The sequence below is a fragment of the Bifidobacterium sp. LH_424 genome (assembly GCF_056356895.1).
In genome coordinates, this window is the sequence record NZ_JBKEVC010000001.1 from 424,412 (window position 1) to 449,578 (window position 25,167).

The 25,167-nt window shown below is 66.2% G+C and carries 23 protein-coding genes; 14 read left to right on the plus strand and 9 right to left on the minus strand.

All coding sequences use genetic code 11. The annotated features are described in order from the left end of the window. Window positions 1-101: 101 nt before the first annotated feature. Complete coding sequence (locus AC1AYP_RS01625) at window positions 102-905, plus strand: ADP-ribosylglycohydrolase family protein (RefSeq protein WP_476546577.1); 804 nt, start codon at window positions 102-104, stop codon at window positions 903-905. A gap of 15 nt (window positions 906-920) precedes the next feature. On the opposite strand, the gene AC1AYP_RS01630 is transcribed toward AC1AYP_RS01625, so the two are convergent. Beyond that, window positions 921-1,289: a nucleotide pyrophosphohydrolase gene (locus tag AC1AYP_RS01630; RefSeq protein WP_476546578.1), complete on the minus strand. Its 369-nt coding sequence runs from the start codon at window positions 1,287-1,289 to the stop codon at window positions 921-923. Between the two features lie 84 nt (window positions 1,290-1,373). On the opposite strand from AC1AYP_RS01630, the gene AC1AYP_RS01635 reads away from it, so the two are divergent. Then, on the plus strand, window positions 1,374-3,500 hold the full coding sequence (locus AC1AYP_RS01635) for a DUF2075 domain-containing protein (RefSeq protein ID WP_476546579.1): 2,127 nt from the start codon (window positions 1,374-1,376) through the stop codon (window positions 3,498-3,500). An 81-nt stretch (window positions 3,501-3,581) separates the two neighbouring features. After that, entirely contained in the window at window positions 3,582-4,421 is an 840-nt protein-coding gene (locus AC1AYP_RS01640; protein ID WP_476546580.1) for an inositol monophosphatase family protein, read from the plus strand. A gap of 97 nt (window positions 4,422-4,518) precedes the next feature. Here the strand turns inward: AC1AYP_RS01640 and AC1AYP_RS01645 are convergent, their stop codons facing one another. The 6 genes from AC1AYP_RS01645 to AC1AYP_RS01670 all read right to left on the minus strand — a co-directional run bounded on the left by AC1AYP_RS01645 (window position 4,519) and on the right by AC1AYP_RS01670 (window position 11,477). Beyond that, on the minus strand, window positions 4,519-5,169 hold the full coding sequence (locus AC1AYP_RS01645; protein WP_476546581.1) for a response regulator transcription factor: 651 nt from the start codon (window positions 5,167-5,169) through the stop codon (window positions 4,519-4,521). A gap of 189 nt (window positions 5,170-5,358) precedes the next feature. After that, the gene (locus tag AC1AYP_RS01650) at window positions 5,359-6,072 is read right to left on the minus strand and encodes a hypothetical protein (RefSeq protein WP_476546582.1); all 714 of its coding nucleotides are present in this window, start codon (window positions 6,070-6,072) and stop codon (window positions 5,359-5,361) included. Further along, on the minus strand, window positions 6,069-7,421 hold the full coding sequence (locus AC1AYP_RS01655) for an ATP-binding cassette domain-containing protein (protein WP_476546583.1): 1,353 nt from the start codon (window positions 7,419-7,421) through the stop codon (window positions 6,069-6,071). Before AC1AYP_RS01655 ends, AC1AYP_RS01650 begins: the two co-directional genes overlap by 4 nt. A gap of 67 nt (window positions 7,422-7,488) precedes the next feature. Further along, window positions 7,489-7,818 carry a transcriptional regulator gene (locus AC1AYP_RS01660; protein WP_476531920.1) on the minus strand — a complete coding sequence of 110 codons (330 nt, stop codon included), beginning with the start codon at window positions 7,816-7,818 and terminating at the stop codon, window positions 7,489-7,491. Further along, window positions 7,815-8,477 carry a hypothetical protein gene (locus tag AC1AYP_RS01665; RefSeq protein ID WP_476531921.1) on the minus strand — a complete coding sequence of 221 codons (663 nt, stop codon included), beginning with the start codon at window positions 8,475-8,477 and terminating at the stop codon, window positions 7,815-7,817. The genes AC1AYP_RS01660 and AC1AYP_RS01665 overlap by 4 nt, the downstream gene beginning before the upstream one ends. 321 nt (window positions 8,478-8,798) lie before the next feature. After that, window positions 8,799-11,477: a DNA gyrase/topoisomerase IV subunit A gene (locus AC1AYP_RS01670; protein WP_476546584.1), complete on the minus strand. Its 2,679-nt coding sequence runs from the start codon at window positions 11,475-11,477 to the stop codon at window positions 8,799-8,801. A 118-nt stretch (window positions 11,478-11,595) separates the two neighbouring features. Between AC1AYP_RS01670 and AC1AYP_RS01675 the strand changes: the two genes are divergently transcribed. After that, complete coding sequence (locus AC1AYP_RS01675) at window positions 11,596-12,933, plus strand: alkaline phosphatase family protein (protein ID WP_476546585.1); 1,338 nt, start codon at window positions 11,596-11,598, stop codon at window positions 12,931-12,933. 62 nt (window positions 12,934-12,995) lie between these two features. On the opposite strand, the gene sepH is transcribed toward AC1AYP_RS01675, so the two are convergent. Then, window positions 12,996-14,114 (minus strand): septation protein SepH, encoded by a 1,119-nt coding sequence (gene sepH, locus AC1AYP_RS01680; RefSeq protein WP_476546586.1) that lies wholly within the window; start codon window positions 14,112-14,114, stop codon window positions 12,996-12,998. Between the two features lie 153 nt (window positions 14,115-14,267). Here sepH and AC1AYP_RS01685 point away from each other — a divergent pair, with 153 nt between their 5' ends. The 7 genes from AC1AYP_RS01685 to AC1AYP_RS01715 all read left to right on the plus strand — a co-directional run bounded on the left by AC1AYP_RS01685 (window position 14,268) and on the right by AC1AYP_RS01715 (window position 20,777). Continuing rightward, a complete protein-coding gene (locus AC1AYP_RS01685) occupies window positions 14,268-14,561 on the plus strand; it encodes a DUF4193 domain-containing protein (protein ID WP_034530006.1) in 294 nt (97 codons plus the stop codon). Then, window positions 14,561-15,043, plus strand: coding sequence for a dUTP diphosphatase (gene dut, locus AC1AYP_RS01690; protein ID WP_476546587.1), 483 nt, complete (start codon window positions 14,561-14,563; stop codon window positions 15,041-15,043). The genes AC1AYP_RS01685 and dut overlap by 1 nt, the downstream gene beginning before the upstream one ends. 77 nt (window positions 15,044-15,120) lie before the next feature. Beyond that, complete coding sequence (locus tag AC1AYP_RS01695) at window positions 15,121-17,451, plus strand: RelA/SpoT family protein (protein ID WP_476546588.1); 2,331 nt, start codon at window positions 15,121-15,123, stop codon at window positions 17,449-17,451. Window positions 17,452-17,652: 201 nt separating this feature from the next. Then, the gene (locus AC1AYP_RS01700; protein ID WP_476501843.1) at window positions 17,653-18,492 is read left to right on the plus strand and encodes a MetQ/NlpA family ABC transporter substrate-binding protein; all 840 of its coding nucleotides are present in this window, start codon (window positions 17,653-17,655) and stop codon (window positions 18,490-18,492) included. 119 nt (window positions 18,493-18,611) lie between these two features. Then, window positions 18,612-19,430, plus strand: a complete 819-nt coding sequence (locus tag AC1AYP_RS01705) for a methionine ABC transporter ATP-binding protein (protein WP_476501842.1) — start codon at window positions 18,612-18,614, stop codon at window positions 19,428-19,430. A gap of 2 nt (window positions 19,431-19,432) precedes the next feature. After that, entirely contained in the window at window positions 19,433-20,113 is a 681-nt protein-coding gene (locus AC1AYP_RS01710; protein ID WP_476501841.1) for a methionine ABC transporter permease, read from the plus strand. Window positions 20,114-20,237: 124 nt separating this feature from the next. After that, window positions 20,238-20,777: a peptidylprolyl isomerase gene (locus tag AC1AYP_RS01715; protein ID WP_101622857.1), complete on the plus strand. Its 540-nt coding sequence runs from the start codon at window positions 20,238-20,240 to the stop codon at window positions 20,775-20,777. A gap of 133 nt (window positions 20,778-20,910) precedes the next feature. On the opposite strand, the gene AC1AYP_RS01720 is transcribed toward AC1AYP_RS01715, so the two are convergent. Further along, window positions 20,911-21,714, minus strand: coding sequence for a Cof-type HAD-IIB family hydrolase (locus AC1AYP_RS01720; protein WP_476501840.1), 804 nt, complete (start codon window positions 21,712-21,714; stop codon window positions 20,911-20,913). 146 nt (window positions 21,715-21,860) lie between these two features. Between AC1AYP_RS01720 and AC1AYP_RS01725 the strand changes: the two genes are divergently transcribed. The 3 genes from AC1AYP_RS01725 (at window position 21,861) to AC1AYP_RS01735 (ending at window position 25,126) form a co-directional block, all read left to right on the plus strand. Next, window positions 21,861-23,105, plus strand: a complete 1,245-nt coding sequence (locus AC1AYP_RS01725) for a M20 metallopeptidase family protein (RefSeq protein WP_476501839.1) — start codon at window positions 21,861-21,863, stop codon at window positions 23,103-23,105. Window positions 23,106-23,180: 75 nt separating this feature from the next. Beyond that, a complete protein-coding gene (locus AC1AYP_RS01730; RefSeq protein ID WP_476501838.1) occupies window positions 23,181-24,878 on the plus strand; it encodes an NAD+ synthase in 1,698 nt (565 codons plus the stop codon). 41 nt (window positions 24,879-24,919) lie between these two features. After that, window positions 24,920-25,126 carry a hypothetical protein gene (locus AC1AYP_RS01735; RefSeq protein WP_476501837.1) on the plus strand — a complete coding sequence of 69 codons (207 nt, stop codon included), beginning with the start codon at window positions 24,920-24,922 and terminating at the stop codon, window positions 25,124-25,126. Window positions 25,127-25,167: the final 41 nt, after the last annotated feature.

Below are 25,167 nucleotides of genomic sequence, written 5' to 3' on the forward strand. Positions count from 1 at the left end.
GTATTTCGGGAACGGGGTTTATTCTCGTTTCAGGGATTGTTCGTGACCGTGGAATCCGCTGACGACGTGAGCTGAATGCTCACAAGAACAAGGAGATAGCCATGACAGCGATGTTGCGGGATGCCGTGTACGGGCAGGCGGTGGGGGACGCGCTCGGCGTGCCCTACGAGTTCAGGAGGCGCGGCAGCTTCCACGCGGAAGATATGACCGGTTACGGCACGCACGATCAGCCGGCCGGCACATGGAGCGACGACACGAGCATGGCGCTCGCTGTCTGCGATTCGATCCGTGCGGACGACGGGCGCATCGACGTGGGCGACATGCGCGCTCGGTTCGAGGACTGGTATCGGCATGACGCGTACACGGTCGACGGCCTGTTTGACATCGGCAACACCACGGTCGAGGCGCTGGTGACGGGCCGCGGCTGCGACGGCGGGTGGGACAACGGCAACGGTTCGCTGATGCGCACGATTCCGCTCGCGTTCACCGACGCGACCGACGATGAGATCCGTGCGGTAAGCGCGATCACGCACGCCCATCCGACGAGCATGGACGCCTGCGTGCGTTTGGTCGCGTTCGCGCGGTTGCTGATCACCGGCCGTAAGCCGGTCCAGGCGTTGGCGGAGGTGCAGCCGGTGCGCGCCGACGTGGCGTCGCTGCCGGAGACGGAGATCCGTTCCGGCGGGTACGTGCTGGATACGCTGCTCGCCGCGATCTGGTGCCTGCTCACCACGGACTCGTATGCGGCATGCGTGCTGAAGGCCGTGAACCTCGGTTCGGATACCGACACCACGGCCGCCGTGGCCGGAGGTCTTGCCGGCATCGTCTACGGCGTGGACGGAATCCCCGCCGACTGGATGGCGGCATTGCGCGGCAAGCAGGTCATCGAACGGTGCCTGTTCTGACTAAGTGCATGCGAATCAGTCGGATGGCTGGGAACCATGCAGACGGGCTTCACGGTGGAGTCGTTGCGTGGTCTCCAGATCGCCCTTTACCAGTGGCGCGGGATATTTGAGCCGTGTCTTGGCGAGTTTCCTCATGACTATCTCATCCATGTCCACGTTGAGGGCGTCGGCCATCATGACGCAATAAGTGAGCACGTCGGCGAGCTCCTCCGCCGCGTGGATCCGTTCCTCGTCCGTGACCGGAGATTCCCATTGGTAGCATTCCAGCAGTTCCGCCGATTCGATGGAAATGGATTTCGCCAGATTCTCCGGTGTATGGAATCGGTCCCAATCCCGTTCGCGTGAGAAGTCCCGAATGACCTGGACAGTGTGTTCGCTGATCATGGCAATCATTGTATCGATGATGAGAATCCATCGTGCGTTATCCGCTAATAGCGGGCCTTCCGGGAGAATGCCATAATGAGTTTCATGGGCAAGACAGTCACCAAACCGATCATCGTTGATCTTCCATATGGAGAAAACGACGAAGCCGCGTTCAGGAAGGCGCTAGTACGCAGATATCCTGCACACATTTTGCAATCGGGTAAGGAATCGCCGCTGGAACCGGTCGCGATGATGTTGAGATACGTCGTCGCATATCCAACGGTCTACGTGGTGTATTCAGGCAAGATGGATAAGTACTCGCATAGATGTAAGTACGTCGCATATGTCGGCGAAACCAATGACATCAGGCATCGCACACTCCAACATCTCAAGGACGATCCCAGGAAACGGAAAGACTGGGAGGCCATAGCCGAAGCAGTCAGGCATAATCCCGATGCGTATCATCAGTACGTCATTTCGCACCCGTACTTCAACAAGTCCCTGACCTTGGACGTCGAAAACCGTCTGATGCATTATTTGTCGAGTGTCGATTCCGTCACCAAACTGAACAACCGCCGTACGAACGCCCAAGGGGATTACTACACATCCGATCGGTTCGATTCGATTTTCTCTCAAATCTGGCTGGATCTGCATCGCAGCGATCCGGAACTTTTCCCTGCCGAGGAGATTATTCGTGATTCCGCCTTGTTCAAGGCATCGCCATTCCATCGCCTGAGTTCCGAACAAGTTGAAGCGGAAGAAGCCGTTCTCGCCCGTCTCATGGCTTTTCTCGACGAAGATGGGAAACGGGAACGGGGCAATGACCCGGTTTTGGCGTCTCGTCTTATCTTCGTCCAAGGAGCGGCGGGCACCGGCAAGACGGTGCTGCTCAGCCACCTGTTCTATCGGATCGCCACCGAATTGGAGGTGGATGATGAATCTTACGAATCCCTGGTCGTGAGCCATCCGAAGTCCTACATCGTGGTCAATCATAAGGAACAGGTGCACGTTTATAACCAGATCGCCACGAAGCTGGGGCTGCAGAAGAAGTCCGGCGACGTGGTGATGCTCCCGAGCCAATTCATCAACAGATTCAGTGAGACCAACGAACATGGAAGAGGCATACCCGACAGGCCACGCGGCAAGGCCGACATCGTGCTCATCGATGAGGCCCATCTCCTCGCTACCCAGGGCAATCAGGGGTATTCAGGGAAAAACCAGCTGTATGACATCATCAGACGTGCCCGAATAGTGGTTGCGGTGTTTGACCCGCGTCAGATACTTCAGGCACGGCAGCAGTGGCATCCCGAAACGATGGGACGGTTGGGATTGTCGTCCGCCGACGATACATCCACCTGCGATAAGGAGGCGGGAAAATCTCGCGAAGTCGAATTTGGTGCGGAGTACGGACTTCCTTCCGTCGGCGTCGGCGTCGAGCATATCAAGCTGAAGAAGCAGTTCCGTATGGCCGCCAGCGAATCGGTGATACGGTGGATCGACGATTTCGCGGCCGGCAGACGAATCGATCCTCTCCCGGTCGATCCAGGGGAATACGACGAGCGGAACGAATGCCTGCGTGCACCTTATGAAGTGAAGGTATTCGATTCCCCCAACGCGTTATACGACGCCATCAGGCGAAAGGCCGCAAAGCGGCCCGATGGATGGAACGGGGTGGGACTGTCTCGTCTGCTGGCGACCTATGACTGGCCATACTCCTCCGCATCGAAGAACAAGGACGACGCGGAGGGGCTCTGGAATGTGGAACTCCATCGGGAACCCGGTGGGGAATGGGCCATGGGCCCGGCGGGTGATGAGGCGCCGACATCGGGAGGCACCTCATCGGCAGAGATGTTCCGTAAGCCGTGGAACTACCAGCTTCCGAATCCTGTCTCCAAGGGACTCGATAAGGATCTGGCATGGGCCGAAAAACCATACACCATTGATGAAGTAGGATCCACCTTCACCATTCAGGGTTTCGACCTCAACTATGCGGGAGTGATTATCGGACCGTCGGTGCAATACCGTAACGGACGCATCGTCTTCGACAAATCGGCCAGTAAGAACTATCTCGCCACGAACAAGCGCAGGGATCTGGGCGACTCCTCTGAAGAGAACCTCCGCAACGAACTGAACGTACTACTGAAACGTGGCGTGCATGGACTGTACCTGTTCGCGGTCGATGCACAACTGCAGCAGCATCTTAAGGAATGCTGCGGCGGAACCGGAGGCTGACTTGATGATTGCTCCTACTCGGCAAGATCGGGATTCTGAAAACGAATGCAAAGAAACATCACGAGAAGGAAAGATGACACCATGATTACGGCAAATTCCACGGTTACGGCAGACACCACATCGCCCACCGCCACGACCCCCATCACCATCGCCGGCATGACCGAACTGGTACACGAGGCCGCGCGCCGCTACGTGCTCGCGGATTCCGCGGCCAACGCGCGCGAACGCATCACGGTCAAGGGCGTGGCCGACTTCGTCACCGAGGTCGACACGGGCGTGCAGTCGTTCCTCAAGGCCGCGCTCGCCGATCGGTGGCCGCACGTCGCGTTCCTCGGCGAGGAGAACGGCGAGCAGCATGCGGATTTCACCGGCCTCACCTGGGTGCTCGACCCGATCGACGGCACCACGAACCTCATCCACGACTTCCGTCACAGCGCCATCTCGCTCGCCCTGCTCGACGGCGACGCAACCATCAAGGCCGTGGTATACCAGCCGTTCAGCGGCGAGACGTTCACCGCCGAAGCGGGCCACGGCGCCTATCTCGACGGCCGGCCCATCCACGTGTCCTGCGAGACCGACATGGGCAAGGCGCTCGTCAACGTGGGCACGTCGCCTTACCATCACGAGCTCGCGGAACGCAATTTCGACATCATGCGCCGCGTGTTCGTCGACTTGGCCGACATTCGCCGCACCGGCTCCGCCGCGCTCGACCTCGCCTATGTGGCGTGCGGTCGCGCCGACGCCTACTTCGAGATGGACATCAAGCTGTGGGATTACGCGGCCGGCCGACTGCTCGTCACCGAGGCGGGCGGCATGGTCGGCGACTGGGAGGGCCATGACCTCGGCCATCGGCTCGAGACCGGCGTGCTCGCAGGCACGCCCGCCATCTTCGCCGCTCTGCGTGACCGTTATCTCGCATGATGCGTGATCGACGCCTCACGTGACGTGAGACGGGCGCGACGGGACCGCCCCGCGTCACGCGCACATCGCGTCACGTCACGCCCACCTCACACCCGCATCACATCACGCGGAACGAATCCCCATGCTGGTTCAGGTTGAGCCCCGCGTGCCGCAGCTTCTTATCCAGCGTGTACAGCGCATTGCGGATCAGGTCCTCCCCGGCGAAGTACCGGCCGAGGCCGCGTTGCAGATCGTCCAAGTCCACGAACCGCCCGTTCGCCTTCACCAACGCCTCCAGCACGTCGTATTCGAGACGGGAGAGCGGCATCGGCCGGTGCGTGCTCGCGAAATAGGCTTTGCGGTTCGCAAGGTCCAGCGTCAGATCGCCGCGGATAATCATCGATTGTGCGCCGAGCCCGTTCGACTCGCGCGACAGCATCTCCACGTAGGCGAGCAGTTCCGTGTCGGAGAACGGCATGCGCAACGTCGCGTCGGGGGAGTGCTCGGGCGCGGGCGATGAGGTCGTCGCCAGCAGCAGCGACCTGACGTGCGGCGTCACGGAGGACGCCGTGGCGAGCGCCTGCGGCGTGTCGACGATGACCGCGTCGAACGGCGCGTTCTCGTCGTCGCGCATCGCGTCCGTCACCGCCGAACCGAACGTGCCGGCCAACGCCGGCTCCACCGTGGTCACGACGTGACCGGCGCGTTCGAGCGTATCCGTGATCGCGCGGGACAGGGCCACGCCTTCCACCGCCACAAGCAGTTTCATGATTGTCGCCTCCTGCGCCACAAGTGTAGTAGCACCGCAGCGGTGCCGGTGCGGCTGAGCGGCTGCCCGGCGTCCCCCTCAGTCCCGCTTCGCGGGCCAGCTCCCCCTGAAGGGGGCGCAATCGGGAGATACCACGAACGTCATGGCGGAACGTCACGCAGCTCCCGCCAGCGGGCGCAATCGGATGCGTCACTCCCGCACCGGGCGCAGCGTGTCCGGGTAGCGCCTGCGCGCCAGTGCCACGGTGAGCGCGGCCATCGCCAAACCGAACCCCACGGCCAGCACCGGCGCGCCGCCAAGCGGCAGACGCAGGCACAGGCCGACGAACCCGGTCACCAGCACCGGCGACACCAGCAGGCCGGCGGTCATGCCCAATGCGCCGCCGCCGATGACGAGCAGCATCTCCTCGAGTGCGAACGCGGTCGCCAACGGTGCGACGAGCGTGAACAGCACATCGGGGATCGGCATGGTCCCATGCGCCGTCATCAGTCCGCACCATGCGAGGTACGCCATGAGCAGCAGCGTCATCGTCTCGGCGACCGCCATCGGCAGCAGGCTCTTCGCGAGGCAATACGTGAACATCGGCCTGCCGGAGCAGCGGAACAGCTCCATGGTGCCGTCGCCCGCGTGCTCGCCGCCGGCGGCGTTGGCCGATTCGGAGAACATCGACCGGTTGGCGTCCAGCGTGTGCAGCGTGCTGTACGTGGCGGACCAGCCGGTCATCGGCGCGCATATGATCGCGAACATCAGCCCGTCGGAGATGCCGGCGTCGTTGCCGCCGCCCGGCGTCGACGTCAGGAACGCGACCATCAGCAGCATCGTCGTGAGGAACAGGGCGAACGTGCCCCAGCAGAACGGGGACGTGCGGAAGATCCGCCAATCACGCCACAGTATCGCCTTCATCGTGTTTCCTTTCCCTCCGCCGGGTTCGCGTGCAGTCCGAAGTCGACGTGGTCGCGTTCGCGCCCGAGCGTCACCGCATTCCGGAACGCGTCATCGTCGGCGAAACCGGCGACCATGCAATCCCTGACGATCCGCTTGTCGTCGAGGACGACGACGCGGTCGGCCACCTGCCGGCAGTAGTCGAGGTCGTGCGTGATGGTGAGAATCGTGCGGCCGTCCGCCTTGAGCTGCCGCATCAGGTCGATGAGCAGCTGGCGGGTGATCGGGTCCACCGCGTTCGTCGGCTCGTCGAGCAGGATGAGCTTCGGGTCGAGCAGCAGTCCCGCCATGAGCCCCGCGCGTTTGCGCAGTCCGGTGGACAGCTCCTTCGCCTTCTTGTCGAGATGGTCCTGCAGTTCGAATGCGCGCACCATCGGCAGCGTGTCGAGATGTCCGAGGTCGATCGGATGCGGGTCGTCGCGCGTGGCGTAGAGCATCGCGCGGAACCTGAGATTCTCGCGTATCGTCATGTTCATCGCGAGATTGCCGGATTCGGTCAGTTGGAACACATCGCGCATCGAATGGAACACGTCCGCGTTGATTGCGGCGGAACCCCGCCATGGGCGCAACAGTCCGGTGACGAGCGAGAACAGCGTGGTCTTGCCCGCGCCGTTGTAGCCGAGGATGCCGAGCGACTGGCCCTCCGGCACGTCCAGATCGACGTGTTCGAGCACCGGCTTGTTGCGTTTGTATCCGAACGTCAGGTCCCGCACGCGGATGGCGAGGGGAGCGGTGGGAACGGCGGCGTCCGATGCGTCGTCCGCGATGCCGTGGTCGAGTGTGTTCGTGGTCATGAATATCGCCTTTCCGTGGGAGACGAGTTGGTACAGGTATGTCGCGGCGACGATCGGCAGCGGCGTGAGCGCCGCCGCCACGCCCTGCCCGCCTTCGGCGAGCGGGCGCAGCGACGGGACAAGCGACGTCGGGACGGTCGCGAGCAGCAGCGACAGTACGGCGGGCGGCAGCAGCGCGGTGACGAGTTGCGCCACGGGGTACCGCCACGTCGACTGGCCGCCCGCGCGCAACGCCGCGATGACGCCTTCCGCCGCGTCGTCACGGAACGCATCCACGGTCAACGGCGCGAGTCCCACGCCGATGATGGCGAACGCGCACCGGTACAACGGCGATGCGAGTCTCGTCGTCAGATCCGTTCCGGCGATGAGCGCGATGATCGTCGCCGAACCGATGACGGTGAGGCCGATGACGAGCAGTTTCGCCGGATCGTGCCGCAACTGGATGAGATTCTTATAGAGAACCGCGTGCATATGCGCCTCGATGATGAAGTGAGAGTGGATTTCGGGCAGGCTCACGCAAGGGTCCGATGATGAAGGACGTGGGAATCGGCCCCCTCGTCAGAGGGAGGCCGATTAATGGCCGCTATCGTCCTGCGACGATGGCGCGGAGGGCGGCGACATGGGAATGGAACGCGGCTTCGCCCTTCGTGGTGAGCTTCACCCACGTGACCTTGTACGCCTTGCCGCCGTCTCCGGCGCGCTTATCGAGCGTGACGTAACCGTGGTCGGCGAGCGTCTTCAGATGCTTCGAACAGGTGGCGTCGCTCACGCCGATCGTGTCGCGCAACGTGTCGAACCGGACCGTGCCGTAGGTGTCGAGCAGCCCGCAGATGCGCAGGCGCACCGGCGCATGGATGACCTCGTTGAACACCGGTTCCGGGGCGTTCGCGTCATGCGCTTCAGACACGGTCATGACGCTTCTCCGATTCGTGTGAACCCGTTCCGGCGGGGCGTGGCCCCACGCATCAGCCGTATGTATTCGTCGAAATACCGCAAGTAGGTCACGGCGGACAGCAGCGCGCACAAGGGGATGCCGATCAGGGCCGGCCACCAGGATGCGCAGAACAGGCCGAGCAGCAGCATGCCGCCAGGGACGACCGCCCAACTGCAGGTGACGAAGACGATGAACGCCGTGCGGTACCCGCCATCCCGCAGCGCATGCGGGGCTGGGGAGAGCTGCCGGCGGTTCCACATGCCGATGCCGGTGACGCGTTGCGCGCGGGCCATCAGCGCCGCATAGCCGCCTACGATCAGTATGGCGACGATGACGTAGATCCACACGTCGATGATGGTGAACTCGCCGTGCCCGGCGAGCAGCGCCCATCCGATGAACCAGTACAGTCCGGCGTTCGCCAGTCCGAGGATGCCTCCGATCAGCGTGTTCGGAATCCTTGTGCCTGCATCCAATCGATTCGCGACGTTGTTGCGGTCCAGATCCAATGCGTCGAGCGATGCCATCGCATCCATGACGTCCGGCGGCGTGCCGGTGGCCGCGATGTGTTCCGGCCGCGTCATGCCGGACATGGCCGTTTCGTCGATGCGGTCGTTCTTCTCGCCATTCGGTTCCGTCATGATGACCCCCTTCGTGTAAACGGCGATGCGGGACGGGAGGTCGAAGCGGCGCGCCGTATCCGAGCGGGTATGACGAACGCCCAAACCTCTTTCCGTTATGGAAAACAATATCACTTTCCAATGCGGAAACAAGTTTGGGCGAGGTGTGTCGGATGAACGTTTGGCAAACCCCGGGGCGCGCCGTGACGTGGCCCCCTCTGACGAGGGGGCTGTCGGCGTAGCCGACTGGGGGAGAGATGGCTTACGGCCGCCGTCTTCTCTCCCCTCCGTCCGCCGTTGGCGGCCACCTCCCTCGTCAGAGGGAGGCGATGCCGTCCCGAATCAGCCGACGAAGGCGATGGCGGCGGCGAGGTCGGTGCCGGAGCCATCGCGGCGCATGTCCGGCTTCGGCAGGTCGACCGGAGCGCCCGAATCGGTGGAGGCGTTGAGCGGATACGCGCCCACGTAGGCGGCGATCAGCGTGTTCTGACCCTTGAGGAACCGCTGCGAGCGCACGCCGCCCGTCGCACGGCCCTTCGTCGGGTACATCTCCAGCGGCGTCACCTTCGCCGAACCGTTCTCCGTGCCGGGCAGCGCCTCCTCGTCGCCGGCCACGGTGAGCACCACCGCGCCGGACGCGGACGCCAGCCCGTTCTCGCCCTCCTCATACGTCCACGCGACCTTGCCGGCGGGCACCACGGCGAATGCGAGCACGCGCGCCCCCGCGGCCAGACGGATGCCGGCCATGCCGCCGGCCGTGCGACCCTGCGGACGCACGTTCTTCGCCTCGAACGTGAGCAGCGACGCGTCGGACGCGACGAACACGATGCGGTCCTCGTCCGCGGCGGGCGCGGCGGCCAGCACTTCGTCGCCGTCCTTCAGGTCGATGACCTGCCACGAGTCCATCGTGGTCGGCGCCTCGCGGTTCCAACGCTTCACGACACCGCCGCGCGTGCCGATCGCGAGCGGCGGCAGCGTGCCGCCCTCCTCGGCCGGTTCCATCGCGAACGCGGCGACCACATGCTCGCCGTCCACCGGGTCGGTACTTTCGGTCATGCCGATCAGCTCGTCCGCCTTCACGCCGCCGGCCACGCCCAGCGTCTCCGAGGCGGGCAGCGAGGGCAGATCCACCGCGTGCGCGAGCACGAGACGGCCCGCGGACGTGACCAGTCCGAACGTGGAGCGCGTGGTCGTCGGGAAGATCGCGTGGATCTGGTCGTCCTTCACGCGCTTGTCCGAAGCGGACCGGGCGGCGTACACGTCCATCGCGCTCGGCGTGGTGCGCGCGATTAGGCCGGTCGCGCTCATCATCACCACGCACGGCTCGTCGTCGATCTGCAACGCCGAGGCGACCGGGGCCTCCTCGCCCGCCTTCTTCGCGGCGGCCGTGGCGGCGGCCACGTCGGCGGCGACCGACGAGACGGTGGCCGCGTCGCGCGCCGCCTGCAGCGCCTCGCGCGAGACAGAGGAATCGTCGCCCTTCGCGACGACCGGCGCGAGCGAGCCGTCCGGCCCCTCGTCGAGCAGCACGGTGCGGCGCGACGTCCCGTACTTCGCGACGGTCTCGTCCATCTCGCGCACGACGACGCGGTCCAGTTCGGCGGCCGAGGCGAGGATGCGCTCCAGCTCCTCGATGCGCTTCTTCAGGTCGTCGCGCTCCGCCTCCAGTTCGATGCGGCTCATGCGCGTGAGCCTGCGCAGACGCAGGTCGAGGATGTACTGCGCCTGCACCTCGTCCAGGTCGAACACGGCCATCAGCCGGTTCTTCGCCGTGTCCGCGTCGTCGGAGGTGCGGATCACCTGGATCACCTCGTCGATGTCCACCATGGCGAGCAGCAGGCCCTCCACCAGGTGCAGGCGCTCCAACGCCTTCCTGCGGCGGAACTCGCTGCGGCGGCGCACCACCACGCGGCGATGCTCAACCCACACCTGAAGCAGCTCCCTCAATCCCATCGTGTGCGGGCGGCCGTCGACCAGCGCCACGTTGTTGATGGTGAAGTTGTCCTGCAGCGGCGTGTGCTTGAACAGCTGGGCGAGCACCGCGTTCGGCTCGTAGCCGGTCTTGATCTCGATGACGATGCGCGTGCCGTTGTGACGGTCGGTCAGGTCGATGGCGCTGGTGATGCCCTCCAGCTTGCGGCTCTTCACGCCCTCCGAGATGCGCTCGAGCACGCGCTCCGGGCCCACCATGAACGGCAGTTCGGTCACGACGATCGCCTTCTTGCGGGCGGTCACGTTCTCGATGTGCGTCTTCGAACGGGTGGTGAGCGTGCCGCGGCCCGTCTCGTACGCCTCGCGGATGCCGCCGCGGCCGATCACGATGCCGCCGCCCGGCCAGTCCGGTCCGGGCACGTAGTGCATGAGCTCCTCGAGCGTCGCGTCCGGATGCGCCATCAGATGCTTCGCCGCGGCGACCACCTCGCCGAGATTGTGCGTGGCCATGTTCGTCGCCATGCCCACGGCGATGCCCGAGCCGCCGTTGACCAGCAGGTTCGGGATGGCCGACGGCAGCACCGTCGGCTCCTTGAGCTTGTTGTCGTAGTTCGGCGTGAAGTCGACCGTGTCCTCGTCGATGTCGGCGTTCATCGCCAGCGCCGCCGGACCGAGACGCGCCTCCGTGTAACGCGAGGCGGCCGGGCCGTCGTCGAGCGAACCGAAGTTGCCGTGGCCGTCCACGAGCGGGAGCCTCATCGCGAACGGCTGGGCGAGGCGCACCATCGCCTCGTAGATCGCGGAGTCGCCGTGCGGGTGCAGCTTGCCCATCACCTCGCCGACCACGCGCGCCGACTTCATGTACGGACGGTCCGGCGTGAGGTTCATCTGGCCCATCTGGTAGATGATGCGCCGCTGCACGGGCTTCAGGCCGTCGCGCGCGTCCGGCAGCGCACGCGCGTAGATCACCGAATACGCGTATTCGAGGAACGACTTGCTCATCTCCTCGTTCAACGGCGTTTCGACGATGTGCTCCTTCACCGTGCGCGGATCGTACGCGGCGGCTGCGGACCTGCGGTGTGATGCCATGTGACGGACTCCCTGAAGACGATTGAAAACCCGCAACATACTATCATGCCGACATCATGCCGCCCCGGCCGCCGGACCGACGCCAGCCGACCGCATCGGACTACTACTATGGAGAGGCATGAGTGTGGAGACGCCTGAGATGGAAGAGCTGCTGCGGTTGACGGACACCGCCCGGTACGGGGACTGGTCGTCCGGCCGGACGACCGGTCGCGCGACCGGCGACCCGGAGGACGGAGCCTCCGTCGCGCCCGGACGCCGCGGCGGCGCGCTGCACCTGTCCTCCGTGCTGCCGGCCGTCTCCGCGGCGATCGGGCATCCGACGCCCACCCGCGTGCACCAGGATCCGAAGACGCTCCAGACCGCGATCGGCCTGCCCGACGCGCATTCCGCAATCGTCGTGCTCGTGGACGGCCTCGGCTATTGGAACCTCGCCATGCGCCTCGGCCACGCCCCTTACCTGCGCGCGCTCATGCGCGACACCGCCAACCAGCGGCCCATCTCCACGTGCGCGCCGAGCACCACCGTCGCCGCGATGGCCACGTTCGGCACCGGCACCTGCCCGGGGATGACCGGCATGGCCGGCTACACGCAGCTGGAACCGTCGTCGGGGCGTCTCATGCAGCTCATCCAGTTCAAGGACGCGCTCGCGCCCAAGCCCGCCGGCCCCGGCGGCCGGTTCGCGGCGCAGCCGGCCGACCCGATCGTCGACCCGCACGACCTGCAGCGTGAGCCCACCGTGTTCGAGCGCCTCGCCGCCGAAGGCGTGCCCGTCACCAGTTCAGGCCTCGCCAAGTTCAAGGGGTCGCCGCTCACCGAGGCGGCGCTGCGCGGCGGGACCTACGTGTCGGGCGTGACGCCGCGCGACCGCGTGCGCGCCGCCGCGCGGGCCGCCCGCGAACCCGGATTGTCCTATCTGTACATCCGCGACGCCGACAAGGTCGGCCACAACCACGGCTGGGACTCCGAGCAGTGGATTGGCGCGTTCGAGCGCATCGACGCGCAGCTCGCCCTGCTCGCCCGCGAGGCGCCGAAAGGCACGCTCATCGTCATCGTCGCCGATCACGGCATGGTCATGTCGGACGGGCGCGAACGCATCGACATCGCCGCCGAACCGACGCTCGCACGGGGCGTGCGTCTGGTGGGCGGCGAGCCGCGCGCCCTCATGCTCTACGCCGAGCAGGACGAGAATCCGGAAGACATCGCCGCGAGGTGGCGCGACCGGCTGGGGGAGAAGGCGCTGGTCCGTACGAAGCGCGAGGCCGTCGCCGACGGCTTGTTCGGTCCGGTCGACGCGCGCGTCGCACCGATGCTCGGCGACGTGATCGTGCAGGCCGCCGGCCAGGTCACGCTCGTCGACAGCCGCACCCAGTCGGACAAGGCGACCAGACTGCCCAGCGTGCACGGCTCCCAGACCATGCTGGAAATGGACATCCCCTGCCTCATCGACATGGCCTGACGGCCGTCGACAAGACAGGGGGATGCATCGCGCGGACGGACGGCGGCGAAGACCGCCGGCCGTCACTCGCCGAAGAGGATCTCGTCCCAGCTGGGCACGGCGGAACGGCCCGAACGGCGTCGCGCCGCCTCCGCGCGTTCCGTGCGCGGGCGCTCCTCGCCGGCGGCATTGCCGGAACGCGCCGCATCGTCGGACGCCCCCGCCGGCGACGTCTGGCCGGCCGCCGCGCCGGCGTCGGGGGCCGGAGCCGGTTCCGCGTTCGTGCGGAACACGGGGATGTCGTCCGTGGTCGTGGCCATCGGGGAATCGGACTGCTGCGCGGCGGGATCGGGGGACTCCTCCGCTTCCGGGCGCACCGCCGGCAGCGAAGGCGACGGCGGTGCGACGGAAAGACCGTCGGGAGACGTCGCCGGAACCGGAGCCGCGGCCGGCTGCGCGGCGGCCCCGTGGCCCGCTTCCGGCGCGGCCGGCTCCGGGCCGACGGGGAACCGCCCGTGCACGGCCGCCGGCTGCGGACTGGGCTGCCGCGTGACCGCCGGCGCGCCCGCGACGCCGCTCGCCGCGGCGGAGGCGGCCGGTTCCGGACCGACGCCGAGACTCTGCTCGCCGATCAGCTTGCGCGCCGCGGCGTTCAGGCAGACGATGGAATTGTCATGCATGTCCCACGTCCATTCGGCATGCACCTTGCGCCCGGCGGACATGAACCGCGCGACGATGTGCCACGGCTCATGATGGCGGCGGGTCGCCGACCACGTGAGCGTGTCCCGGTCGACGCGCGCCGCCAGCAGCGTCATGTCGATGATCTCCTCAATCGTGCGCAGACGGGAGCCCTTCGGCGCGGGCACGCGCTTGAACTGCTCGATCGCGTACTGCTTCTCCGTCTGCACCGAGGCGGAGAAACGGCGCACCAGCGCCTCGGCCAGACCGTAGTGGGCGGCCACCTTCGCCGGGTCGGCGCCGGCGCGGATCAGCTGCTGGATCTGCGAGATCGGCAACGTGTCCATCGTGTGCGGCTGGCGGCGCTTCATCGACTCCGAACGGATCTGCTTGGCCTCGAGCAGGGCCCGCTCCAACGCGTCGTCCACGGTGACGACGAAACGCTCACCACCCGCCTCGAACACCAGGTCGCCGGCGTCGGAGACATGGTCGAGACGGGCCCCCCGAGGCGAATTGTCAGGCATGCGCGCACCACTTTCCTCAAAAACTTGTATCACAATACAGTATGCCCCACGTGTCGAACTTTACGAGTATTTGAAATCGTGTATTCTATGGGCGAGTAAACCAGTCTTCGGGCCCCGCCGGCACGGCGGGCCCCGTGCTACGAAAGGATCGCGATGGCTCAGGATTATGATTCCCCCCGCAACAAGGATGAGGACGAGGAATCGCTGCAGGCTCTCGGAAAGGGCTCGCAGAACTCATCGAGCGACATCGACGACGACGAGAACGCCATTGCCGAGGACTACGAGCTGCCGGGCGCCGACCTGAGCAACGAGGACTCCTCCGTGACGGTCATCCCGATGCAGGGTGACGAGTTCATCTGCTCCGAGTGCTTCCTCGTCAAGCACCGCAGCCAGCTCGCCTACATGACCGACGACGGCCAGCCCGTGTGCCAGGAGTGCGCCGCCTGATGACCTTCGATTCCGCGTACAACGAACCCGAGAACACCGAGGTTCTCGTCAAGGCCGTCGATCCGGACCAACCGGCCGAACTCGCCCGACTGTTCTACGCCCACGCGGGCGACGCGGGCGCCGACCTGCGCGCCGCCGAGGCGTTCGAGCTGAAGCCGTTCCAGCGGGCCCTCGTGCCGACCGGCGTGGCCATCGCGCTGCCCGCCGGCTATGTGGGGCTCGTGCATCCGCGCTCCGGTCTCGCCGCCAAGCAGGGCGTGACCGTGCTCAACGCACCCGGTACCATCGACGCCGGCTACCGCGGCGAGATCAAGGTGCCGCTCATCAACCTGGATCCGGAGCGCACGGCGCGCTTCGAGGTCGGCGACCGCATCGCGCAGCTCGTCATCCAGCGCTACGTCGAGGCGAGGTTCGTCCCCGCCGAGACGCTGCCGGGATCCGACCGCGCGGAACGGGGCTTTGGCTCCACGGGAGTCGCCTGATACGCGGTAGGATAAACGCGTCGGACGCGTGGAAGACGCGTTAGGATGGAAATCCATACGAGCGAGGGAGGTGCGCCATGGCGGGCGACGATATGGAATTCGATTCCGCACGCAAACTGGGATGCGAGGTCAGCACCGATCCGATCAATCCGTTGCTGCCGATCATGCAGGCGTGCCGCGTGCACCATCCCGGCGAGGACCTGACCATCCTCGAACGCGCGTACCGCCGCGCCGTGATCCAACATTCCGCGCAGCGGCGCAAGTCGGGCGAACCATACATCATCCACCCGCTCGCCGTCGCGCAGATCCTCGCCGACCTCGGCATGGGGCCGCTCGTCGTGGCCGCCGGCCTGCTGCACGACACGGTGGAGGACACCGACTACACGCTCGACCAGTGCCGCGCCGAGTTCGGCGACACCGTCACCGGCCTCGTGGACGGCGTCACCAAGCTCTCGAAGATGGAATACGGCGACTCGGCGCAGGCCGAGACCATCCGCAAGATGGTCGTCGCGATGAGCCGCGACGTGCGCGTGCTCGTCGTCAAGCTCGCCGACCGCGTGCACAACGCGCGCACCTGGCGCTACGTGAAGACCTCCAGCGCCGTCAAGAAGGCGCACGAGACGCTCGACGTGTACGCGCCGCTCGCCAACCGCCTCGGCATGAACGCCATCAAGACCGAGCTCGAGGAGCTGAGCTTCAAGGTCATCTATCCGAAGATCTACAACGAGATCGTCGTGCTCGTCGCCCGCCGCGCCGGGCAGCGCGACGTGTACCTCAAGCAGATTCTCGCCGAGATCAACGAGGACCTCGACGAGCAGCACATCAAGGCGTACGTGACCGGACGCCCGAAGGACTACTTCTCCATCTACCAGAAGATGATCGTGCGCGGCCACGATTTCGCCAACATCTACGACTTGGTGGGCGTGCGCATCATCGTCGACTCGATTCAGGACTGCTATGCGGCGCTCGGCGCCGTGCACGCGCGGTGGAACCCGGTGCCCGGCCGGTTCAAGGACTACATCGCGATGCCGAAGCTCAACATGTACCAGTCGCTGCACACCACGGTGGTCGGCCCCGGTGGCAAGCCCGTCGAGATCCAGATTCGCACGTGGGACATGCACCGGCGCGCCGAATTCGGCATCGCCGCGCACTGGAAGTACAAGGAGAACGGCCAGGCCGGCCGCGCGCTGAGCTCGCCTGACAAGTCCGACCGCAAGCGCGAGGGCTCCGAGAACCAGGAGCTGAGCGAGGCCGACAACCTCAAGTGGATCCAGCAGCTCGCCGACTGGACCAGCGAGACCCCCGACTCCAACGAGTTCCTCGGCTCGCTCAAGGAGGACCTCGGCTCGGCCGAGGTGTACGTGTTCACGCCGAAGGGCAAGATCATCTCCCTGCCGGCGGCCGCCACCCCTATCGACTTCGCCTACGCGGTGCACACCGAGGTCGGCCACCGCACGATGGGCGCGCGCGTCAACGGGCGTCTCGTCCCTCTCGACACGAAGCTCGAGAACGGCGACACCGTCGAGATCCTCACCTCCAAGTCGGACACGGCCGGCCCGTCGCGCGACTGGCTGAGCTTCGCGAAGAGCCCGAAGGCGCGCAACAAGATCCGCCAGTGGTTCTCCAAGGAGCGTCGCTCCGAGGCGATCGAGGAGGGCCGCGACGAACTGACCCGCGCCATGCGCAAGCGCAGCCTGCCCATCAACACGCTGCTCACGCCCGAGGCGCTGATCGGCGTGGCCGACGAACTGAACTTCCCGAACGCGGACGGCCTGTTCGCCGCCATCGGCGACGGCCAGATCTCCACGCAGAACGTCATCTCGTATCTCGTCAAGGACGCGGGCGCCGACGAGGTCGACGAGGAGATCGAACAGGAGGTCCTGCCGCTCAAGCCCGTCGAGACGCGTCAGAAGACGAACAGCAGCTCCGGCGTGTCCGTCAAGGGCGTCGGCGACGTGTGGGTCAAGCTCGCCCGCTGCTGCATGCCCGTGCCCGGCGACAAGATCATCGGCTTCATCACGCGCAACCAGGGCGTGTCCGTGCACCGCACCGACTGCCAGAACATGATCGACCTGCAGCGCCGCCAGCCCGAACGCGTCGTCGAGGTCGAATGGACGAGCACCAAGGGCGTGTTCATGGTCAAGATCCAGGTGGAGGCGCTCGACCGGCGCAACCTGCTCTCCGACGTGACGCGCGTGCTCTCCGACCACGGCGTGAACATCATCTCCGGCTCGATCTCCACCGGCTCCGACCGCGTGGCCACCAGCCAGTTCAGCTTCGAGATGGCCGACCCGCAGCACCTCAACACCCTGCTCGCCGCCGTGCGCAAGATCGAAGGCGTGTTCGACGTGTACCGCATCACCGGCGCGAAGGACTCCGCCGAGCCGCGCCTGCGCCGCATGCAGTGAGCATGCGGCGGCGCGTCCCGGCGTCGAAGCCGTGACTCGCGGCGCGTGTCGGTTCGCGTGTCGCGTGAGGCGCGCGCTATAAGCAACGTCGATTACGGTACCGCGTTGCGCGCGGCAAACGTTTGTATAGTGGCGAAGCGTTGGGAACGGCGAAGGCCGTTCACCGCCGATATGGATGATGAATTGAGAGAGGAAGACATCATGCGCTTCACCAAGTCCGCCGCGGCCGCCCTGGCCGTCGTCGCCGTCGCCGCGCTCGGCCTGTCCGGCTGCGGCAGCTCGTCCACCGCCACCAGCAAGGAGGACGACAAGACCATCACCGTGGCCGCCAGCCCGACCCCGCACGCGGAGATCCTCAACAAGGCCGTCAAGCCGATCGTCGAGAAGGACGGCTACAAACTCGAGGTCAAGGAGTTCACCGACTACGTGCAGCCGAACACCGCCACCGAGGACGGCGAGGTCGACGCCAACTACTTCCAGCACAAGCCGTATCTCGACAACTTCAACAAGGAGAAGGGCACCCACCTCGTCTCCGTCGAGACCGTGCACTTCGAGCCGTTCGGCCTGTACCCGGGCAAGACCAAGAAGATCGCCGACCTCAAGGACGGCGCCGTCGTGGCCGTCCCGAACGACGCCACCAACGAGGCGCGCGCCCTCCTGCTCCTGCAGGACGCCGGCCTGATCAAGCTCAAGGATCCGGAGGACATCAACGCCACGCCGAAGGACATCACCTCCAACCCGAAGAACCTCCAGTTCAAGGAGCTCGAGGCGGCCGTCGTGCCGACCGTCATCAACGACGTGGACATCGCCGCGCTGAACGGCAACTACGCCATCCAGGCCGGCTTCGACGTCACCAAGGACGCCCTGCAGATCGAGAAGGCCGGAGGCCTGGCCGCCAAGACCTACGCGAACATCCTGGTCGTCAAGAAGGGCAACGAGAACACCGCGAAGACCAAGGAGCTCAAGAAGGCCCTCAACTCCAGCGAGGTCCGCGACTACATCAACAAGAACTACAAGGGCGCGGTCGTCCCGGTCTTCTGATCGGTCTCCAGCCCTTCCGCTAGCATGCCGCACGGTATACGGGTGACGCGTCCGACGCGAATCACCGCCATATCGTGCGGCATCGTGCATATCACGACCACATACGACAGGAACGATCCATGATCCAATTCGACCATCTCAAGAAGAGCTATGGCACCGGCGCGGACGCGCACGAGGTGCTCCACGACATCAACCTGACCATCAACGACGGCGAGGTGTTCGGCTTCCTCGGCTCCTCCGGCGCCGGCAAATCGACGCTCGTGCGCACCATCAACCTGCTCGAGCGCCCCACCGAAGGCAAGGTCGTCATCGACGGCAAGGACGTCTCGCACGTCACCGGCCGCGACCTCGCCGAGCTGCGCACGAAGATCGGCATGATCTTCCAGGACTTCAACCTGTTCCAGCAGCGCACCGTGCTGCGCAACGTCACGTTCCCGCTCGAACTCGCGCACCGTCCGAAGGCGCAGCGCATCGAACGCGGCAAGCGCCTCCTGCGCCTCGTCGGCCTCGAAGGGTTCGAGGACCGCTACCCGAGTCAGCTGTCCGGCGGTCAGCAGCAACGCGTCGCCATCGCGCGCGCCCTCGCCAACGAGCCGAAGATCATGCTGTGCGACGAGGCGACCAGCGCCCTCGACTCCACCACCACCGTGCAGATCCTCGACCTGCTGCGCCGCATCAACCGCGAGCTCGGCGTCACGCTCGTCATCATCACGCACTCGCTGTCCGTCGCCCGCAACATCTGCGACCGCGTCGCCATGATCGACGGCGGCTACATCGTCGAGACCGGTGAGACCGCCGAACTGTTCGCGAACCCGCAGAGCGACATCCTCAAGGCGCTCATCGCCAGCGCCGAGGAGCAGAACGGACGCGACGAGGACGAGGACGGCAAGCCGGTCGAGCCGGCCAAGGCCGCCGCGAAGCATGAGGAGGCACGCTGACCATGGGACAGACCATCACCGAATTCATCGCGAACTACGGCGAGCTCATGCTCGAAGGCACCCGCGACACGCTCATCATGACCGCGGGCTCCACGCTGCTCGCCTACGTGATCGGCGTGCCACTCGGCGTGCTCCTCACCATCACCGGTGCCAAGTCCATCTGGCCGAACCGCCCGCTCAACACCGTGCTCGGCTGGATCGTGAACATCGGCCGTTCCATCCCGTTCATCATCCTGCTCGTCGCCATCATCCCGTTCACGCGCCTCATCGTCGGCACGTCGCTCGGCGTCGAGGGCGCGATGGTGCCGCTCGTCATCTCCGCCGCGCCGTTCGTGGCCCGCGTCGTCGAACAGTCGCTCGCCGACGTGGACGGCGGCCTCATCGAGGCCGCGCAGAGCTTCGGCGCGAACAACTGGCAGATCGTCACCAAGGTGCTCCTGTTCGAAAGCCTGCCGTCGCTCGTGCGCGGCGCCGCCATCACGTTCATCAACCTGTTCGGCTACTCGGCGATGGCCGGCACCGTGGGCGCCGGCGGCCTCGGCGACATCGCCATCCGCTACGGCTACCAGCGCTACGAGTACGACGTGATGCTCGTCGCCGTGATCCTGAGCGTCATCCTCGTGCAGGTCATCCAGTCGTTCGGCGACTGGTTCGCCAAGCGCATCGACCACCACGTCCGCTGACCGCGAAGGCGATCGCCCGCGATGCCGTCGGCCCGCATCCTTCCCCATACCGGGACGGGACGCGGGCCGATGTCGTTCCACGGGTCCGTCCCCGTCGTCGTGCGACTATGACAGACTTGACGCCATGACTACGATCATCATGCGCACCTCCGAAGGTGACATCACCATCAACCTGTTCGACGACAAGGCCCCGGAGACGGTGAAGAACTTCCTCGGCCTCGCCACCGGCGAGAAGGAGTGGGCGGACCCGTACACCGGCCAGCCCTCCCACGGCAAGTTCTACAACGGCCTGAGCTTCCACCGCATCATCAAGGACTTCATGATCCAGGGCGGCTGCCCGCTCGGCAACGGCACCGGCGGCCCCGGCTACGACTTCGACGACGAGATCGACCCGACGCTCAAGTTCGACCGCCCATACCTGCTCGCCATGGCGAACGCCGGCCTGCGCCGCGGCCGCGACGGGAAGATCCACGGCACCAACGGCTCCCAGTTCTTCATCACCACCGTGCCGACCCCGTGGCTCGACGGCCACCACACGATCTTCGGCGAGGTCGCCGACGACCAGTCCAAGGCCGTGGTCGACAAGCTCGAGGCGCTGCCCACCGACCCGATGGACCGTCCGACCGAACCGGCCGTGATCCTTTCCGTCGACGTCGCGGAGTGACGATTCGATAACCGCATCACGAGACCCCCTCAGTCCCGCTCCGCGGGACAGCTCCCCCTGAAGGGGGCGCAATCCGTTCTGCGCCCCCTTCAGGGGGAGCTGTCGGCCGCAGGCCGACTGAGGGGGTCCTCTCTTACAGCACGTGGAAGTGCTTGAGGGCGTTCATCACGCCGTCGTGGTCGACGTCGTCGGTCACGTAGTCGGCGGCGGCCTTCGGGCCTTCGGTCGCGTTGCCCATCGCCACGCCGATGCCGGCGAATTCCAGCATCGTCACGTCGTTGCCGCCGTCGCCGAACGCCATCACCTGTTCGCGCGTCCAGCCGTAGTGGCGCATGAAGCGTTCCATGCCCTTCGGCTTGCCGCCGTCGGCCGGAATCAGGTCGACGAAGTCCGGATGCCAACGCACGCCCGCCACGTTGCGGCACAATCCGACGATCTCCTTCTCCTGTTCGTCGCCGATGTACGGGCTCACCTGGAACGTCTCATGCGTCGCGGGGCGCGTATGCGGGTCGTCGACGAACACCTTCGGCGCGGTCTTGCCGAGCTGCTTCCACGTGGCGCGCATCGGCTCGGTCACCTGGTTGAAGTACACGTAGTCGGATTCGCAGAAGTTCGCCACCACGTCCGGGTGGCGGTCCAGCCAGGCGACGATCGTGCGCACGTCCTGCGGGTCGAGCGCCTCCTTCTCCAGGAAGCCGTCATGGTCGACGCAGTACTGGCCGTTCAGGCCGACGATGCCGTCGAACGTGACCGGGATCATGTCGAGCACGACGGTCATGTGGCTGGGCGCGCGGCCCGAACAGATGAACACCTTCACGCCCTTCGCCTGCAGCCGGTGCAGCGCGTCGATCGTGGACTGCGGGATCGTGTGCGTCACGAAGCTGGTGAGTGTGCCGTCGATGTCGAAGAACGCGGCGCGGATGTCGGGCGTGGTCATGGTGCCTCCTCGCGGGAATCGCAGGAATCGGATCGTTCCGCATCCCAGTCTAGGGAGGTGAGGGGAGACGACGGGCGGAACGGGTGTCGGAACCGTCGACGGACGTATCCGTCCCGTCCACGCGGGCACGACCTACAATCGGGCGTATGAGCGAACGCAACGCAACAGACCGCACAGACCACGCAACCGACATCACCGCCTCCGCCGTCGTCGGGCACGTCGAGTCCGACCCGGACCTCGTCGCGATCCGGCACTACCTGCACGCGCATCCGGAACGCAGCTTCAAGGAATACGACACCAGCATCTACCTCGCCGACCAGTTGAAGACGCACGGCGTGGAGGTGCTCGACAACCCGTTGGAGACCGGTGTCGTCGGGCTCATCCGCGGCGAGGGCGGACCCGGGCCGCGCGTCGCCCTGCGCGCCGACATCGACGGCCTGCCCATCGTCGAGGACACGGGCCTGCCGTTCGCCTCCGTCAACGAGGGCGTCATGCACGGCTGCGGCCACGACCTGCACATGACCGGACTGCTCGGCGCCGCGTTCTGGCTCGCCGAGCACCGCGACCGGTTCGCCGGCAGCGTGAAGATCCTCTTCCAGCCAAGCGAGGAGACCGGCCAGGGCGCGTTCGCGATGCTCGACGCGGGGCTTCTCGACGACGTGGACGCGATCATCGGCACGCACAACAACCCGAACTACGCGCCCGGCGAGGTCGCGGTCGGCGTCGAGCCGATGATGGCCGGCTGCGTGCGCTTCCAGGTGACGCTCCACGCGGACGGCACGCACGCCGGATACCCGCACAAGGGCACCGGTCCGATCGAGGCGCTCGCGTCGATGGTGCTCGAACTGCAGACCATCGTCAGCCGCAACGTCAACGCCCTGCACCCGCTGGTCCTGTCCATCACCGAGGTGCACGGCGGCCGCGTGTGGAACGTCGTGCCCGCCGAAGCCGGCTTCCAGGGCACCGTGCGCTACTTCCACAAGGAGGACAGCCTGCTCGCCGAACGCCGCTTCAAGGCGGTCGTCGGGCATACGGCGGAGGCGTTCGGCATCACGGCGGACGTCACGTGGGACGACTTCCAGGATCCGGTCGTCTCCGACGCGCCGCTCGCGCGCGCCGTCGCCGCCGACGTGCGCGGCTACGCGGCGTTGGAGCCGATCCGCCCGTCCATGGCGGGGGAGGACTTCTGCGAGTTCGCGCGCACGACCCGCTCCGTGTTCGCGTTCATCGGCTCGAACGGTGCGGAGGGATGCGCCGACTGGCACAGCCCCCGGTTCGTCGGCCTCGACGCGTCGATCCCCACGTTCGTCGACTTCTACGTGAACGCCGCGCTGCGCGTGCTTGCCGAACTCGGCGCCTCCGGTACCGGCGACGGCGCCGCCGCGCGCTGACGCGACGGGGACGGGATGACGCCGCGGGACGGCGTTGACGGGACGGACGACGACCACGGATTAGGATAGGGAGACATGACACAGATTCGCTTCGCACTCGCCCAGATCGACACCTGCGTCGGCGCGCTCGACGCCAACGCGGACAAGGTGCTCGACTACAGCCGCCGCGCCGCCGCCGACGGCGCCAAGGTCGTCGTCTTCCCGGAGATGACGCTCACCGGATACCCGATCGAGGACCTCGCCCTGCGCCGCACGTTCCGCCAGGCCGCATGGGACAAGGCCAACGGGCTCGCCGAATCCCTCAGGAAGGAGGGACTGCGCGACCTGTACGTGGTGGTCGGCACCGTCGGCACCGACCATGAGACCTCCAAGCCCTACAACCGTCTCGTCGTGCTGCACGACGGCGTCGTGTGGGCCGGCTATGACAAGCACTTCCTGCCCAACTACGGCGTGTTCGACGAGTTCCGCATCTTCAAGGCCGGCGAACGCTCCGTCGTGCTCGACGTGGACGGCGCCCGCCTCGGCGTCGCCATCTGCGAGGACATCTGGCAGGACGGCGGCCCCGTCGCCGAACTCGCCGGCCGCGACATCGACGCGCTCGTCACCATCAACGGCTCCCCGTACGAGGAGGGCAAGACCGACGTGCGCCTCGAACTGGCGAAGCGCCGCGCCGCCGAAGTGGAGGCGCCGCTCATCTACGTGAACCAGGTCGGCGGCCAGGACGACCTCGTCTTCGACGGCGGCAGCTTCGTCGTCGATGCCGACGGCACGCTGCTCGAACGCGCCCCCATGTTCATGGAGGACCTCGCCTTCTGGACGCTCGACACGGCGAAGGTGCACCAGGCCAAGTCCACGGTCGCGCCGAAGCTCGACCCGGACGAGGAGGTGTACACCGCCTGCGTGCTCGGCCTCAAGGACTACATGGCCAAGAACGGCTTCCACGGAGTCACTCTCGGCCTGTCCGGCGGCATCGACTCCGCGCTCGTCGCCGCCATGGCGGCCGACGCGGTCGGCGGCGACAACGTGCACGGCATCTCCATGCCCTCCATGTACTCCTCCGACGGTTCCAAGGACGACGCGGCCGACCTCGCCGCGAACATCGGCGCCCACTACGACGTGCAGCCCATCGAGCCGCTGTTCAAGGCGTTCCAGGGCCAGCTCGACCTCGACGGCGTGGCCGCCGAGAACCTGCAGGCGCGCATCCGCGGCGTCATCGTCATGGCCTACTCGAACTCGAAGGGGCTGCTCGCCGTCGCCACCGGCAACAAGTCGGAGCTCGCCTGCGGCTACTCCACGATCTACGGCGACGCGGTCGGTGGCTACGCGCCGATCAAGGACCTGCTCAAGACGCGCGTGTGGGAGCTGTCCCGCTGGCGCAACAAGGCGGCCGCGGCCGGCGTCGGCATAGGCGGCCTGAAGATCGTGGGCAACGAGGCGGGGGAGCCGGGCACGCCGCTCGAGAACGGCGTGATGATCCCGGTCGCCTCCATCGAGAAGGCGCCGTCCGCCGAGCTGCGCCCCGGGCAGAAGGACTCCGATTCGCTGCCCGAATACGAGCTGCTCGACCAGGTGCTCGCCGCGTACATCGAGCACGCGCACGGCCGCGCCGACCTGCTCGCCGACGGCTTCGACGAGAAGACCGTCGACACGGTGATGCGTCTCGTCGACCGCGCCGAATGGAAGCGCCGCCAATACCCGCTGGGGCCGAAGGTCACCGCGCTCGCGTTCGGCCGCGACCGCCGCCTGCCGATCACCAACGCGTTCCGCGAGTAACCGCGAATAACCAGTCGTGCCATTGCAGAAGGGAGATCATCATGGCGAAGGACACGCGATGGTATTTCAACATGGTCACCGGGGAACCCGAACAGGGGCCGAAATCCCCGATCGAGCAGCGCATGGGGCCGTACAAGTCCCGCGAGGACGCGCTCGACGCGTGGAAGATCTTCCAGGATCGCGAGACCCTCTGGAAGGAGCAGGACCGGCAGTGGAACCTCGACTGGGACCGGCCGCATAAGGCGTAGCGGCCATGGCGACGGCTCCGGGGCGTGAGCCCCCTGGCCGC